The sequence below is a fragment of the Streptomyces sp. PSU-S4-23 genome (assembly GCF_055632315.1).
On record NZ_JBVMUU010000002.1, the window covers coordinates 754,643 to 770,007 of the forward strand.

Consider the following 15,365-nt stretch of genomic DNA (forward strand, 5'->3'; position numbering starts at 1 on the left):
GCTCGCCGACCGGCACGAGCCGCGGGCCGACCGAGCCACGAGGCAACCGAGCCACGAGCCGACCCCGCCACCGGGACGCCCCGCCGCGGCAACGCCTCCGGCCGCGGCGGACCCTGTCCCGGGAGGGCCCCCGTCACCGAACCGCCCCCGCCCCGGGAGCGGCCCCCGCGCGAGCGGCCCGCCGCCGGGCACGGCGGGGGGCCGTGCCCGGGGTGCCGGGGCCGGTGGGTTGCCTAGGTGCGGCAGGCCGCCAGCAGGGTCTGCACCTCCTCCGACACCGCGCGTGCCAGCAGGCCGAGGTCCGGCACCGCCCGGCCGTCGGCGACGAACCCGAAGTGCACACGCCCGCGGTACGTCGAGATCGCCACCGCCAGGGACTGCCCGCGGGCCAGCGGGGCCAGCGGAAAGACCTCGACGAGCGGGTTGCCGCCGAGCCTGAGGCCCAGGCTCGGCAGCGGCACGCTGGTGACCAGGATGTCGAACCACAGCCGGGCGGCCTGGCTGACCAGCGGTCCGCCCAGCCGGTGGCCCAGCGCGGGAACGTGGTCGGCGAGCAGCGCCACGGCGCCCGCGCCCCGGTTCGGCCCGGCGTCCTTGTTGCGGTCCATGGCCGTGCGGACCATCCGCAGCCGCTCCAGCGGGTCCGGGTCGCCGACCGGGAGCCGTATCAGGTAGCCGGAGAGCCGGTTGCCCTGTGGGTGGGCGGTACGCGGGCGGCGGTTGGAGACGGGGATCAGGGCGCGCGGCGCGACGCCCGCGCTGCCGTCGCCGCGTTCGTCCAGCCAGCGGCGCAGGGCTCCCGCGACGACGGCGATGAGCACGTCGTTGACCGTGCCGCCCTCCGCCTTGCGCACCCGGTGCACCTCGTCGAGGTCGACGACGACTCCGGCGGTGCGCCGGGTGCCGCTGGGCCCGGACGTGAACGCCGAGGAGGAGGACATGCCGAGGGTGGACAGGGCGACCGAGGCGCCGATGTCGAAGGCGCGTCCCACGTCGGCGAGCGTGCCGCGCAGCAGGCCGGAGAGCCGCCGCATGCCGGGGAGGCGGCCGCGGGCGGGTTCCGGGCGGCGCGGGCGGGGTTCGGGCAGGTCCGTCGGGTCCATCACGGCGGCCGCCAGTGTCAGGGCGCGCAGTCCGTCGGCGAGCGCGTGGTGGAACTTGAAGAGCACCGCGAAGGAGGTGCCGGACTCCCCCGGCATCACGTGCGCCTCCCAGGGCGGCCGGCCACGCTCCAGCGGCCGTTCCATGAGCCGCCCGGCCACGGCGTGGAAGTCGGCGGTGGGTGCGTGCAGCCGCACATGGTCGAGCGGGTCGAAGTCGGGCGCGGGTTCGCGGGCGGCGCCGCCGAGGGCGAGCGGGAGGCGCACATCGGCGAGGTCGCGCGGCAGGCGTACGTCCGGCAGCCAGACGTCACGGATGCGCATGCGCAGCCCGGGCACCGCCGCGGCCCGGACCGCGAGCAGGTCGGCGGCGTGCGCACCGGCGGTGGGCGAGTGGCACGAGAACACGCCGAGGGCACCGAGGTGCATCGGGTGCCGGGCGGACTCGATGTTCCAGAACGCCAGGTCGAGTGGTGCGAGCAGGTCAGAAGTCAATGGCTTGCCTCGCGTCGACGGTAAAGGGAAGCAAGAAGTCAACCTCCGACCAACGATTACGGTCAAGTACGATCAGGCTACGTACAGTTAACATGTCGTGAAGTCCCGCCCCTCGGAGAAGGGCGGGACCCATGGGACACACGAGGTCACGTCAGTACGGGCGGCGCGGCGTCCGGCGCCGTGCCCCACTCGGACGGCCGCGCGCCGACCGTGAACTCCAGTGTTCCCAGACGGCGCAGTGTGTCGGTGGTGACGTACGTCCGTTCGTAGGCGTTCCCGCCGACGCGCACCCCCTGGATGTAGCGCTCGTCGTCGGAGGTGCCCGGCGCGGTGATGGTCAGCCCGCCGCGCGGGTAGTAGGCCCGGTCCAGGACCAGGTCGACCCGGTCGAACACGGGCGTGGTCAGCCCCCAGGTGGGGTAGCCGGGCTGCACGGGGAAGATGCCGATCGACGAGAGCACGTCCCAGGCGGACATCGTGCCGAGGTCGTCGTTGCCGGTCATGCCGGTCGGGCCGTCGGTGAAGAGGGTCAGCGCCGCGTGCACCACGTCCGTGGTCTTCCACGGCTGCCCGGTCGAGAGGTACGTGTAGGGGGCGATGAGGTCGGGCTCGTTCTGCGGGTTGTACTTGTCCGCGTTGTAGTAGGCGTACGGTCCGTTCACCCAGGTCTCGCGCGCGGTCCGCGCCGGATCCCTGAGCAGCCGGTCGTAGGCGAAGAACGCGTCGAGCCGGTCGTTCGCCGCCTGCCGGCCGCCGATGAGGCCGACCATGCCCGGCAGGTCCTGCGGCACGAGCCACTGGTACTGCCAGGCCGTGCCCTCGTGGAAGCCCTCGCTCTTCGCCGGGTCGGCCGGTCCGGCGAACGCTCCGGAGGCGTCCCGTGCCCGGAAGAAGCCGGTCGAGGGGTCGAAGAGGTGGCGGTAGGAGCGCGACCGGGCGGCATAGCGCTCCGCGTCGGCGTCGTGTCCCAGGGCGCGTGCCATCCGGGCGAGCATCGCGTCGGACAGCGCGTACTCCAGCGTGACCGACCCGCCGTGGTGGTAGTCGGAGTCACCGGGCTTGTGGTACGGGCGGTCCTTGACGTACGGCGCGAAGCCGTCGGCGATGTACTCGCGGTTGGACTCGCGGCCCACGTACATGGTGTCGGCGGGCGGGACGCCGTCGGCGTTCTTCCTGAGCGCGCGGTAGACCCGCTCCTCGTATCCCTTGAGCAGTCCCTGCTGGTAGGCGTGGGTGAGGAACGGGGTGACCGGGTCGCCGCTCATGATGTTCGTCTCGACCGTGCCGTAGCCCCACTTGGGCAGCCAGCCGCCCTGCTCGTCGACCTTGAGCAGGGAGACCGCCATGTCGCGGGCCTGGCGCGGCGCGAGCAGGGACAGCAGCTGGACCTGGGTGCGGTAGGTGTCCCACAGGGACCAGTTCTGGTAGTAGGTGAAGCCGACCGCGCGGTGGACCTTCTGGTCCCAGCCGGTGTAGCGGCCGTCCGCGTCGCTGCCGATGTTCGGCGCGAGGAAGGACCGGTACAGGGACGAGTAGAAGGTCCTGCGCCGGGTCTCGCCGCCGCCCCGCACGCGGACGTCGTCGAGGCGGTCCTCCCACGCCCGGCGGGCGGCCTCCCGCACCTGGGTGAACGAACGCTCGTGCGTGGCACGGAGATTGACCTCGGCGCCACGCGCGTCGACGTACGACAGCGCGGTGGTGGCCTCGACGGTGCGGTCCTCGGTCGTGTCGAACGTGACGTAGGCGCCGTTGCGCCCGGGGCCCGACGATGTCGTCGCGCCCTGGGTGATCGAGTCCTGGTACCACGTCCCGTGCGCCGTGAACGGCCGGTTGAAGCGGGTGAGCGTGTACACCGTGTACGGCCGGGTGGAGCGGCAGAAACCGCTGCCCGTGATCTGCGTGCGCACGGTGTGGTCGTCGAGGATCTCCACCTTGGAAGAGACGTTCCTGTGCAGTGACTGACCGGCGTTGAGCAGCACGTTCGCCTTGTCGGTGGCCGGGAACGTGTAGCGCTGCACGCCGGTGCGCTCGGTCGCGGTCAGTTCGGCCTCGATGCCGCTGTCCAGTCCGACCCGGTAGTAGCCGGGACTCGCCTGCTCGTCGGCGTGGTCGAAGGCGGCCGCGTACTTGGCGTAGTCCGTCTCGTCGACGTCGCCGGTGGTCGGCAGCACGGGCAGGTCCCCTCCGATGGCGCAGCCGACGCCGGAGAGGTGGACCAGGGAGAAGCCGCGGATCCGGTGCTGGGTGTAGTCGTAACCGGTGTTGTGCCCGGTGTCCGGCGAGAACTGCACCATGCCGAAGGGCACGGCGGCACCGGGATAGGTGTTGCCTTCGTTCTGGGTGCCGATGAAGGGGTTGACCAGGTCGGTGAGCCCGCCGTCGTTCTGCTCGGCGGCGTGCGCGGCCGGCGGGGAGAACAGCGCCGAGGCCGCCACCGCGCCCGCGGCGCACAGACGCAGGCGCCGGGTCCATCTCATCTCGGAAGACCTCCGGAGGATCGACATCGTTGTGCACATGGTGCTGGCGGGACGTCAGTTTCCCGGGCAACCCGCCGGGTCGGCCCGTGACGCGTCGCGGATCAGCGCCTCGTGCGCGGCCCGCAGCCGCGCGGCATCCGGCTTCAGGACGGCGCGGTCGTAGGTGAGCAGCCCGTTGAGTTCGCCCTCGACATCGGTGATCTGGGTGTAGACCGCGCCGTTGCCGCCCTGGCAGACCAGCCGGCGCACCTCGTCGAGCCTCGCGAGGTAGTCGTCGGTGTAGGTGGCCGGGTCGACCTCGACGTACGACTGCTGCACCGACCAGGCGTGGCCGGGCACCGCGAGCCCCAGACCGCCGTACTCGCCACTGACCAGGGCCCGTCTCCCGTCGGGGTGCGGCGGCAGCGCGGGGCTGGGGTAGCCGTGCTCGTCCATGACGTCCCCGGTGCCGCCGTCGGCCCCGAGGTTGAGGCCCGACATGCCGTCGACCAGCCGGCCGGGGTCCCATTCCTTGGCCTGGTCGGCGATGCGGGCCTGGTCGTACTGGCCCCAGCCCTCGTTGAAGGTGACCCACATGACGACCGACGGGCTGCTGATGTGCTCGTCGATCATCTTCTTCATCTCGCGCTCGTACTCGGCGCGCGCCGCCGCACCCGGGTCGGTCCCGGCGGTCATCGCGGGCATGTCCTGCCACACCAGCAGCCCGAGCCGGTCCGCCCAGTAGAACCAGCGGTCGGGCTCCACCTTGATGTGCTTGCGGACGGCGTTGAAGCCCAGTTCCTTGTGCGTCCGCAGGTCGTACGCGAGGGCCTCGTCGGTGGGCGCGGTGTACAGGCCGTCGGGCCAGAACCCCTGGTCGAGGGTGGCCATCATGAAGACCGGTGTGCCGTTGAGGACGGTGCGGGGAGTGCCGTCGATCTTCTCGACGGCGATCGAGCGCATACCGAAGTAGCTGCCCACCCGGTCGGCGCCGGCCCGCACCACGAGGCCGTAGAGGAACGGGTCGTCCGGGGACCACAGGTGCGGCCGGCGCAGGGTCAGCCGCAGGGGCTGCCCGGTGCGCCCGCGCACGGTGGCGACCGGGCGTCCGTGGTCGTACGCGGTGGCCGTGACCGGCAGGCCGTCGCGGATCCCCCTTGTCCCGACGGCGAGTCGGCCGTGGCCGAGGTCGGGTGTCAGCTTGAGCGAGTCGATGTGGTCGGCGGCCACCGGCTCCATCCAGACCGTCTGCCAGATGCCCGAGGTCGGGGTGTACCAGATGCCGCCGGGGTCGAGGCGCTGCTTGCCGACCGGCGGGTTCTCACCGGTGGCCGCGTCGGTCGGGTCGTACACGCCGACGACGAGTTCCTGGGTGCGGCCGGGCCTCAGCGCGTCGGTGACGTCGGCGCTGAACTTGTCGTAGCCGCCCTGGTGCCGCGCGACCTCGGTGCCGTTGACGTACACCTCGGCCCGCCAGTCGACGGCACCGAAGTTGAGCCTCAGGCGCGTGCCGGATCCGATGCGCCAGCCGTCGGGGACGGTGAACGTCCGGCGGTACCACATGCGCTCCTCGTGCCGCTCCAGGCCGGAGAGCTGGGATTCCACGGGGTACGGAACGAGGATGCGCTCGGGGAGGTCCCGGCCGAACGGCGGCTGTTCGCCGGCCCGGGCCGAGGCGAACTGCCAGCGTCCGTTGAGGTTTCGCCAGGCGGCACGGGTGAGCTGGGGGCGCGGGTACTCGGGGTGGGCGTTGCGCGGTCCGACCCGGTCGGCCCAGCGCGTGCGGAGTTCGTACGCGGACCGGTTGGGGCCGCTGCTCCAGAACGCGCCGACGGCGTGGGAGCCGGCGCTCAGGCCGCCCCGTCCGTCGTAGCGCAGGTCGGCCGTACCGCGTGCGGTCCCCGTCCTGTTGCCGACGACCGGCTCCTTCAGCGCGATGAGCAGGGTCCTGGGGTCGGCGGGGTCCCGTGTCGCCCTGCCCAGGGGCCATCTGGCGCCGCCGATCACCGCCTCGATGTGGTCGGTGACCGAGGCGGGCGGTGCGGACAGGGGCCGGGCGAAGTCGAGCCGGAGGCTGCGTCCGTCGGCGCGGACGGTGGTGGCGACCGCGCCGTCGTAGTCGTAGCCGTCGGGCAGGCGGAAGGCCGACTGCGGAACGGGCGCCTTGGTGCCGCCGGGCGAGGTCCAGCGGACGTGGAGGTTGGAGCCGCCGTAGTGCTCGAAGTACTCGACCTTGATGTCGTAAGCGTGTTCCGCCGTCAACTCGACGGGGCCGGAGGTCTGTTCGCGGTCCCAGTCGTCCACCCAGTGGTCGATGACGAGCCGGCCGCCGATCCAGAGGCGGAATCCGTTGTCGCCGGTGATCGAGAAGGTGGTGGGGCCGGTGGCCGACGGGACGATCTTTCCGGTCCAGCGGACGCTGACATCGTTGTCCTGGCGCGTGGTGAAGCGCAGCCGGGGTTCCAGGTCGGCGAAGTCGAGGCTCGGGTCGAATCCGGTCGCCTTGAGCGCGCCGGAGTCGAAGGCTCCGGGGGCGGACTGGGTGTAGTAGTCGCCCTTCAGGCCGTGGATCTCCACCGGATCGCCGGCCGCCGGGGCGGGCGCGGGTCTCGCCGCGGTCAGCCCGGCGAGGGCGAGCGCCGCGGCCAGGAGCAGTGCGGGCCGGTCTCCGATTCGTCTGATGCGCACGGATCCTCCTCGGTGAGGACGGTGACGGCTGGGGCGGGGGGTGTGAGGCGCGCGGCGAGGGCGGTACAACGTTGTCAGTCACGGCCGTTGGCATGACAGCACGGATCCCGCGCCCTGCATAGGACATGACAAGCCACCCCCTGGCGGGCCGGCGACCGTCGGAGCGGCCGCCTCCCCGCCTCCCCGCCTCCCCGCCTCCCCGCCTCCCCGCCTAGAAGACGCGCTGCCCCTTCCCCAGCGCGATCACTCCGCCGTCGGACACCGTGTACAGCTCCGCGTCCCGCTCGGGGTTGACGCCGATCGTGGCACCCGGCGGCACCTCGACGTTCTTGTCGAGGACCGCTCCGCGTACGATCGCGCCCCGCCCGACGTGCACGTTGTCGTGCAGGACCGATCCCTGGACGACGGCGCCCGGGTCCACCACGACGCCCGGGGACAGCACCGACCGGGTCACCTGCCCCCGGATCAGACAGCCGGCGCTGATGATCGACTCCCCGGCGATGCCACCCGCGTTGAAACGGGCCGGCGACAGCTGTCCGGAGTGCGTGTAGACCGGCCAGCTGCGGTTGTAGAGGTTGAAGGCCGGCCGCTCCGCGATCAGGTCCATGTGGGCGTCGTAGTAGGCGTCCAGGGTGCCCACGTCCCGCCAGTAGCCCTGGTCGCGGCTGGTCTCACCGGGCACGTGGTTGCCGGCGAAGTCGTACAACTGCGCCTCGCCGCGGTCGGTGAGGGCGGGCAGGATCGAACCGCCCATGTCGTGCACCGAGTTCCCGTCCTCGGCGTCCCGCTGGAGCGCCTCGACCAGTGCCTTGGTGGTGAACACGTAGTTGCCCATCGAGGCGAAGACGCGCCCGGGGTCGTCCGGCAGGCCCGGCGGATCGGCCGGCTTCTCCAGGAAGCCCTCCACGGTCCGTCCGTCCGGACCGGGGCCGATCACGCCGAACGACGAGGACTCGGCGCGCGGCACCCGGATGCCCGCGACGGTCACGCCCGCGCCGCTGTCGATGTGCTGCGCGAGCATCTGCCGCGGGTCCATCCGGTAGACGTGGTCGGCGCCGAACACCGCCACGTACTCGGGCTGTTCGTCGTGGATCAGGTTCAGCGACTGCAGGATCGCGTCGGCGCTGCCCAGGTACCAGCGCGGGCCGAGGCGCTGCTGGGCCGGGACGGGGGTGACGTAGTTGCCCAGCAGGCTGGACATCCGCCAGGTGGTGGTGATGTGCCGGTCCAGAGAGTGCGACTTGTACTGGGTGAGCACGCAGATGCGCAGGATGTCGGCGTTGACGAGGTTGGACAGGACGAAGTCGACGAGGCGGTAGGTACCGCCGAAGGTCACGGCCGGTTTCGCACGGTCCGCGGTCAGCGGCATCAGCCGCTTCCCCTCCCCGCCGGCCAGTACGATTCCCAGCACCGAAGGTCCTCCGCGCCGCATGCCGCCGCCCCTCTACGCCCGGTTGTGCCGCTCTCCGCTCACTGTGACCGCCCCTGCGCGAGGACGTCCTCGTACAGGTGAACCGTGCGGCGGGCCACCGTGTCCCAGCCGAACTCCCGTGCCGCGCGCTCGCGTCCGGCCTCGCCCATGCGCCCGGCCGCCGCCGGGTCGCCGAGGACGGCATCGAGCGCGCGGGCGAGCTGCTTCTCGAAGTCGTCGTCCACGTCGACCAGCAGGCCGGTACGGCCGTCGTCCACGACCTCAGGGATGCCGCCGGTGCGTGAGGCCACGACGGCCGTGCCGCAGGCCATCGCCTCCAGGTTGACGATGCCGAGCGGTTCGTACACCGACGGGCAGACGAACACGGCGGCGTGGGTCAGGAGCTGGATCACGTCCGGGCGCGGCAGCATCTTCGGGATCCAGTGGACTCCCGGCCGGCTTCCGCTCAACTCCTCGAAGAGCTCGCGGAACTCACGGTCGATCTCGGGGGTGTCCGGGGCGCCCGCGCACAGCACGACCTGCGCCGCCGGGTCGATGTCCCGTACCGCGCGCAGCAGCTGGGGCACGCCCTTCTGACGGGTGATGCGGCCGACGAACAGGACGTAGGGCCGGGCGGCGTCGACGCCGAAGCGGGAGAGGACGTCCGTGCCGTGGTCGGGCCGGTAGAGGGTGGTGTCGATGCCGTTGTGCACGACGTGGACCCTGGCCGGGTCGAGGGCCGGGTAGCAGCCCAGGATGTCCTCGCGCATGGCACCGGAGACGGCGATCACGGCGTCCGCGGCCTCGATCGCGGTGCGCTCGGCCCAGCCGGAGAGGGCGTATCCACCGCCGAGTTGCTCGGCCTTCCAGGGGCGCAGCGGCTCCAGCGAGTGGGCGGTCACCACGTGCGGTATGCCGTACAGCAGCTTGCCGAGGTGGCCGGCCAGGTTCGCGTACCAGGTGTGCGAGTGGACCAGTTCGCGGCCCTGGAGGGCGGCGGCGATGGACAGGTCCACGGAGAAGGTGCGCAGGGCGTCGTTGGCGCTGTCGAGGGCCGGCCACGGCCGGTGGCGCATGACGCCGCCCGCGCCGCCCTCGCCCCAGCAGTGCACGTCCAGGTCGATGAGGGAACGCAACTCCCGGGCGAGGAACTCGACGTGGACGCCCGCGCCGCCGTACACGTCCGGCGGGTACTCCCGGGTCAGCAGTCCCACACGCACCCGCAACCCCCTGTCGCAGCGCCTGGCCGATTCCCACATGGTCACCCAGATACGGCGGTTGGGGAAGACCACCCGTGGTCAGCCGCGACCGGGCGGCGTGTCGAAGCAGCAGTCGCCGCACAGGCCGCCCCCGGGCAGCCGGTAGTAGAGGCAGCAGCTGCGGCGGCGGCCGGTGGCGGGATCCAGGGTGCGGGACAGGCCGGGGTGGGCGAACGGCCCGGCGGCCAGGGCCGGCGCCCGCTCCGCCACGTCGGTGCGGCCACTCCCCCGCGCCCACCGGGTGAGCATGCGCACGCTGCCCGCGAGCGCGGAGCCGGCATTGCCCCGCAGCAGGCCCGCGGGGAGGCGGTACCGGGCGGTCAGGGCGGCCGCCAGCGGAACGAGGTGTCCCCGGCGCACCACCGTGTCGAGGGACTCGGCGGGCAGCGCGCGGACGCCGCTCAGCCACAGGTCGTCCGGCGCGGCGGCGTCCGGGTCCCAGTGCAGCAGACGGGGGTCCAGGTCGGGCACCCACCCGTGGAGGGCGGCGCAGCCCAGGGCGACGGACCAGAGCCGGGCCACCAGGCCCTGGTGGGCGATGGAGGCGGCGACGCGGACTTCCGGCGCCCGGAGGCTCCGCGCGACCTTGCGGACACGGAAGGCCAACGGGTCCCCGTGGACGCCCACGGCGCCGTCGAACGGCCGGGAGGGCGCGGGCGGTCCGGGGGATCCGGACGGCCCGGGGGATCCGGACGGCCCGGGCGTATACGCCTGCGCCAGGGCCGGCAGGGGGCCCTGCGGCGGCGGACCGGTGCGCAGGGCGAAGAAGCCGCCGATCTCGCCGAGCGCGGCGAGGTCGGGAAGGCGGTCGGCGTCGGGGCCGAGGTCGGGGTCCATGTCCACGAAGGCCAGTAGTACCAGGGCCCCTAGGGGCATCAACCAGGGGGGATACGTGCCCTGTCACCCCTCTTGGGGAGGAGGGGACCACAGGTGTACTCCATCGGCAGTATGACCCAATGCGTGCTCAGGGACGACGACGGGGAACAGCCGTTCGCGGCATCGTGTTGATTATGGAAGCCGACCGTTCGCCGCGCCGGGGCCCGCATCCCGGCCGCCCGCAGAGGAGCCGCTCATGAGCGCCCTCGCGTTGTCCGTGCTGCTGTCGTTCGTGTCCGCCGTCGCCTACGCGGGCGGGGCGATCGTGCAGGAGCAGGTCGCCGTGTCCTCGCCGTGCCGGGCGTACGCGCCGCTGCGCCGGCTGGGCTGGTGGGCGGCCGTGGGCCTGAACGGTCTCGGCGGGCTGCTGCACGTGGTGGCCCTCGCCTACGGTCCGCTGAGTCTGGTCCAGCCGCTGGGCGCGCTGACCATCGTGTTCGCGCTGCCGATGGCGGCGCTGTTCGTGGGCCGCCGGGCCGGGGCGACGGCCTGGCGCGGCGCCGTCATGGCGACCGTGGGCCTGGCGGGACTGCTGTCCCTGGTCGGCGCCGCCGACGCCCGGTCCCTGAGCGGCGCCCAGCGGGTGCTGGTGGCCGTCGTCACGGCCGGCGGGATCGTGGCGCTGATGGTCGCGGGCCGCGCCGCGCACCGGCATCCTGCCGTGCGCAGCGTGCTGCTGGCGGTCGCGTCCGGTGTCGCGTTCGGCATGTCGTCGGTGTTCACGAAGACGGTCGCGGTCGACTGGACGGACGGTGTCTCCCTCGGGGACCTGCCGAGCCTGGCGGTGATAGGCGTCTTCGCGACGGCCGGCATGCTGCTGTCGCAGGCGTCCTACCGGGGCGCCGGCCTGGCGGCGCCGCTCGCCACGCTGACGGTCGTGAACCCGGTGCTGGCGGCCGCCGTGGGCATCACCATGTTCGGCGAGACGTTCCGCTACGGCACCACGGGCACCGTCCTCGCCCTGGGGTGCGGTGTCGTCGCCGCGGGCGGTTTGATCCTGCTGACCACCGAGCGGATCGGCGGCGAGGGGCGCACCGCGGTGGCCGCCGGGACCGCTTCCGGGACCGCTTCCGAGACCGCTTCCGAAACCGTGGAGGAGGCCGTCGCCGGGCCGGAGCCCGCCGTCCAGGAGCTGCTGTCCTCGGTGCCCCGGCAGGTGATCGCGCCGGCCGAGGAGAACGTGCTCGTACCGGCACCGGTCCGTCAGGGCGCGTACGAGGACTGGGAGCCGGACGTCCACCGGGAGCCCTCGTTCTCGTACGGCCCCTTCTACGGCGGGCCGCTGGTGTCGGTGCACGTGCTGGACCGGCACCGCAGCCGTGTCGGATCCTGACGGCCGGCTCCCACGGCGTGCGTCAGAGCCTGACGCCGCCCGCCCTCAGATAGGCGACGGGATCGATGTCGCTGCCGAATCCGGGCCCCGTCCGCACCTCGAAGTGCAGATGCGGGCCCGTGCTGTTGCCCGTGGAACCCGAGCGCCCGATGCGCTGGCCGGCCACCACGCTCTGCCCGTCCCTGACGGAGATCGCCGACAGATGGGCGTACTGCGTGTAGCGGCCGTCACCGTGCCGTATGACCACCTGGTAGCCGAACGAGCCGCCCCAGCCGGCGCTGACGACGTGCCCGCTCGCCACCGCCTTGACGGAGGTGCCGGTGGGCACGGGGAAGTCGACACCGGTGTGGTAGCCCTTCGACCAGGAGGAACCCTCGGCGTGGTACGGCGTGCCCATCGCGGCGGCCACCGGTGCGACCAGGGAGTGCTTGGCGGCCACGTGGCCCGAAGCGGGCTTCCGGGTTGGCGACTTGGCCGGGGCGGAGGTCTTGTGCGACTCGTGGCTCCGTGCGGGGTGCGGCTCCGGGCGGGCCGGGGCCTTGGCCCGCAGGTGCAGCCGCTGGCCGGGCAGGATCAGGTCCGGGTCCGTACCGACCGTCGTACGGTTGGCCTCGTACAGCCGCTGCCAGCCGCCCTCGACGTGGTGGGAGGCGGCGATGCCGGAGAGGGTGTCGCCGCGCACCACGGTGTACATCTCGGCGGTGCCCGCCTGCGACTGGGGCGTAGTCTGCGGTTTCACATCACGCACCGAGCGCCTGGCGGTCTGCGGGGAGGCCCCGGACGTCCGGGCGTTGCCGGGGGTGGCACCGGTGGAGCGGGTGAGACCGGCGTGCTCGGAGCAGACGGGCCAGGCGCGGGGGCCCTGCCCCTGGAGGACCTTCTCGGCCACGGTGATCTGCTGGTCCCTGGTGGCCAGATCCGCGCGCCGGGCGTAGGCCGTGCCGCCGTACGCCTCCCAGGTGGACTGGGTGAACTGCAGTCCCCCGTAGTAGCCGTTGCCCGTGTTGATGCTCCAGTGGCCGCTCGACTCGCAGGCGGCGACCTTGTTCCAGGTGCCGATGTCGGCCGCGTGCGCGACGCCGGTGCCGATGAGCGGGATGGCCATGCCTGCGCCGCCCGCCGTGACGGTGAGCGAGGCGCGGTTGATCCTTGTCGGCTGGTACCGGCGGTGCCGGCCGCGTATGGCCATGGGAGCCCCCTCGACAATGCGTCAGGAGCGGCAAAAGTAGCCGTCGCGAACAGGCCATGACAAGGCGGCAACCGGCCGCTCCGGCGCCTCAACCGGCCGGGAGACGCCCCCTGTTGGCGCGGCCGGGAAGCGTTCGCGGGGACGCGGCGGGGCGGTCGGCGCGGACGCGATGGGGTGTGGGTGCGCCGCACGGCGACCGGATGTGTGTGCCCCGCTCCGGCAGGTCCGGGTGTGCGGTGGGTGGACCGGCACGTAAGGATGGTCACCGGGCGATACTGACGGTCACCACCGTCACCAGCCCCGTCGATGATGTCGTCAGGACGAACCGGCACCGCCGATTCCAGGACTTCAGGAGCCAACCGCCATGAGCACTTCAGCCCAGATCGGCGTCACCGGTCTCGCGGTCATGGGCCGCAATCTCGCCCGTAACTTCGCGCGCAACGGCTACACGGTCGCCCTGCACAACCGCACCGTGGCACGGACGCACGACCTCGTGAAGGACTTCGGGCACGAGGGCGACTTCGTGGCGACCGAGACCGCGGAGGAGTTCGTGGCGGCGCTGGAGCGCCCCCGGCGTCTGATCATCATGGTGAAGGCGGGTGGCCCGACCGACGCGGTGATCCAGGAGTTCGCCCCGCTCCTGGAGCCCGGCGACATGATCATCGACGGGGGCAACGCCCACTTCGCGGACACCCGCCGCCGGGAGAGGGAACTGCGGGAGCGGGGCATCCACTTCGTCGGCACGGGCATCTCCGGCGGCGAGGAGGGCGCGCTGCACGGGCCGAGCATCATGCCGGGCGGCTCGGCCGAATCGTACGCGTCCCTGGGACCGATGCTGGAGAAGATCTCCGCCAAGGCCGGGGACGGGGCGCCGTGTGTGACGCACGTGGGTCCTGACGGCGCCGGGCACTTCGTGAAGATGGTCCACAACGGCATCGAGTACGCCGACATGCAGCTCATCGGCGAGGCGTACCAGCTGCTGCGCGACGTCGCGGGCTACTCCCCGGCGCGGATCGCGGAGATCTTCCGTACCTGGAACACCGGCCGCCTGGACTCGTATCTGATCGAGATCACGGCGGAGGTGCTCTCCCACGTGGACGCGGCGACGGGCAAGCCGTTCGTGGACGTGGTCCAGGACCGGGCGGAGCAGAAGGGGACGGGCCGCTGGACCGTCCAGATCGCGCTCGACCTGGGGGTGCCGGTGTCGGGCATCGCCGAGGCGGTGTTCGCCCGCTCGCTGTCCGGGCACGCGGACCTGCGCGAGGCGTCGCGGGGACTGGCCGGCCCGAAGGCCGTGGCGCTGAGCGAGGAGGGGGCCGCGGCCTTCACCGACGGCGTGGAGCAGGCGCTGTACGCGTCGAAGATCGTGTCGTACACGCAGGGCTTCCACGAGATCGCGGCGGGCGGCGAGGAGTACGGCTGGGACATCGACCTCGGGAAGGTGGCCTCCATCTGGCGCGGCGGCTGCATCATCCGCGCCGCGTTCCTGGACCGCATCCGCGCCGCGTACGACGCCCGCGCCGACCTGCCGAGCCTGCTGTCGGACGAGACGTTCGCGCAGGAGATCGCGGCGGCCCAGGAAGACTGGCGCGAGGTCCTCATCGAGGCGACCCGCCAGGGCGTCCCCACCCCCGGTTTCTCCGCGGCGCTCGCCTACTACGACGCCCTGCGCGCCGACCGGCTGCCCGCCGCGCTCACCCAGGGGCAGCGCGACTTCTTCGGTGCGCACACCTACCGGCGGACGGACCGCGAGGGCTCGTTCCACACGCTGTGGGGCGGGGACCGGTCGGAGGTCGAGGCGTAGGGAGCGCGCGACGGCGCAGGCGGGCGCGGCGGCCCTCCCGTGCGGGGTCCCGCCGCGCCGCCAGTGCCCGGGGCGGGGTCGCGGCTGCGGCGCGGCTGCGGCTGCGGCGCGGCTGCGGCGCGGCTGCGGCTGCGGCTGCGGCGCGGCTGCGGCGCGGCTGCGGCTGCGGCTGCGGCTGCGATGGATCGGCGGGGGCCTGCGAGGGCTCGCGTTCCAGGCGCCGTGGGGCGGGGGCCGGCCGGAGACGGAGGCGCAGGGAGCGAGGGCACGACAGCGCGGCGGGCCTCCGGCGGGGTCCCGCCGCGCCTCGGCGCCCCGGCCGGGGGTGCGGTGGATCGGCCGGGGCTGCGGGTGCGGTGGATCGGCGGGGACCGCGGACCTCCCCCGGCTGCCGGCGTCCCGGCGGTGCGGGCCGTCGTCGGCGGCCGTGGCCGGGCCTCACTTCAGGGGCGGTCCGGGTTCGGGCTGCGGGACGGGTTCCGGGCCCGGCGGTTCGGGGATCGGGGACGGGGGCGGCTCCGGAGTCGGCCGCGGCTCCGGGCTCGGCACCGGTTCCGGACCGGGCTCCGGGCGATCGGGGCCCGGACCGGGGACGGGAGCCGGGCCGGGAGGTGTGGGCCCCGGTGCCGGGGGCACGGGTTCCGGTCGCGGTGCGGGGCCCGGTTCGGGGACCGGCTCCGGGCCCGGAGTCGGTCCCGGTCCGGGGGGCCGCCCCGGCTGCGCGGGATCGGGGAGCGGACGCGTCATCGTGTCC

General features: G+C 73.2%; 9 protein-coding genes. 2 read left to right on the top strand and 7 right to left on the bottom strand.

What is annotated here, in order from left to right; translation table 11 throughout:
* Positions 1 to 233: 233 nt before the first annotated feature.
* From ACZ79I_RS04190 to ACZ79I_RS04215, 6 genes are all read right to left on the bottom strand, one after another.
* Positions 234 to 1,595, bottom strand: a complete 1,362-nt coding sequence (locus tag ACZ79I_RS04190) for a wax ester/triacylglycerol synthase family O-acyltransferase (RefSeq protein WP_471494170.1) — start codon at positions 1,593 to 1,595, stop codon at positions 234 to 236.
* 146 nt (positions 1,596 to 1,741) lie between these two features.
* Positions 1,742 to 4,072: a GH92 family glycosyl hydrolase gene (locus tag ACZ79I_RS04195; protein ID WP_471494172.1), complete on the bottom strand. Its 2,331-nt coding sequence runs from the start codon at positions 4,070 to 4,072 to the stop codon at positions 1,742 to 1,744.
* A gap of 54 nt (positions 4,073 to 4,126) precedes the next feature.
* On the bottom strand, positions 4,127 to 6,739 hold the full coding sequence (locus ACZ79I_RS04200; RefSeq protein ID WP_471494174.1) for a PA14 domain-containing protein: 2,613 nt from the start codon (positions 6,737 to 6,739) through the stop codon (positions 4,127 to 4,129).
* Between the two features lie 211 nt (positions 6,740 to 6,950).
* On the bottom strand, positions 6,951 to 8,171 hold the full coding sequence (glgC, locus tag ACZ79I_RS04205) for a glucose-1-phosphate adenylyltransferase (protein WP_471494176.1): 1,221 nt from the start codon (positions 8,169 to 8,171) through the stop codon (positions 6,951 to 6,953).
* A gap of 38 nt (positions 8,172 to 8,209) precedes the next feature.
* Positions 8,210 to 9,370, bottom strand: coding sequence for a glycogen synthase (glgA, locus tag ACZ79I_RS04210; RefSeq protein ID WP_471494178.1), 1,161 nt, complete (start codon positions 9,368 to 9,370; stop codon positions 8,210 to 8,212).
* A 78-nt stretch (positions 9,371 to 9,448) separates the two neighbouring features.
* The gene (locus ACZ79I_RS04215) at positions 9,449 to 10,285 is read right to left on the bottom strand and encodes a (2Fe-2S)-binding protein (protein ID WP_471504746.1); all 837 of its coding nucleotides are present in this window, start codon (positions 10,283 to 10,285) and stop codon (positions 9,449 to 9,451) included.
* A gap of 196 nt (positions 10,286 to 10,481) precedes the next feature.
* On the opposite strand from ACZ79I_RS04215, the gene ACZ79I_RS04220 reads away from it, so the two are divergent.
* On the top strand, positions 10,482 to 11,618 hold the full coding sequence (locus tag ACZ79I_RS04220; RefSeq protein WP_471494180.1) for a DMT family transporter: 1,137 nt from the start codon (positions 10,482 to 10,484) through the stop codon (positions 11,616 to 11,618).
* A 22-nt stretch (positions 11,619 to 11,640) separates the two neighbouring features.
* Here ACZ79I_RS04220 and ACZ79I_RS04225 read toward each other — a convergent pair whose 3' ends face one another.
* A complete protein-coding gene (locus ACZ79I_RS04225; RefSeq protein WP_471494182.1) occupies positions 11,641 to 12,807 on the bottom strand; it encodes a transglycosylase family protein in 1,167 nt (388 codons plus the stop codon).
* Positions 12,808 to 13,171: 364 nt separating this feature from the next.
* Between ACZ79I_RS04225 and gndA the strand changes: the two genes are divergently transcribed.
* Complete coding sequence (gene gndA / locus ACZ79I_RS04230) at positions 13,172 to 14,611, top strand: NADP-dependent phosphogluconate dehydrogenase (protein ID WP_471494184.1); 1,440 nt, start codon at positions 13,172 to 13,174, stop codon at positions 14,609 to 14,611.
* Positions 14,612 to 15,365 lie beyond the last annotated feature (754 nt).

What these genes read in the sequence shown, in the direction of transcription:
- ACZ79I_RS04220 (WP_471494180.1), top strand. Translation starts at nt 10,482, where the DNA reads ATGAGCGCCCTCGCGTTGTCCGTGCTGCTGTCGTTCGTGTCCGCCGTC.
- ACZ79I_RS04215 (WP_471504746.1), bottom strand. Translation starts at nt 10,285, where the DNA reads ATGCCCCTAGGGGCCCTGGTACTACTGGCCTTCGTGGACATGGACCCC.
- gndA (WP_471494184.1), top strand. Translation starts at nt 13,172, where the DNA reads ATGAGCACTTCAGCCCAGATCGGCGTCACCGGTCTCGCGGTCATGGGC.
- ACZ79I_RS04225 (WP_471494182.1), bottom strand. Translation starts at nt 12,807, where the DNA reads ATGGCCATACGCGGCCGGCACCGCCGGTACCAGCCGACAAGGATCAAC.
- glgC (WP_471494176.1), bottom strand. Translation starts at nt 8,171, where the DNA reads ATGCGGCGCGGAGGACCTTCGGTGCTGGGAATCGTACTGGCCGGCGGG.
- ACZ79I_RS04195 (WP_471494172.1), bottom strand. Translation starts at nt 4,072, where the DNA reads ATGAGATGGACCCGGCGCCTGCGTCTGTGCGCCGCGGGCGCGGTGGCG.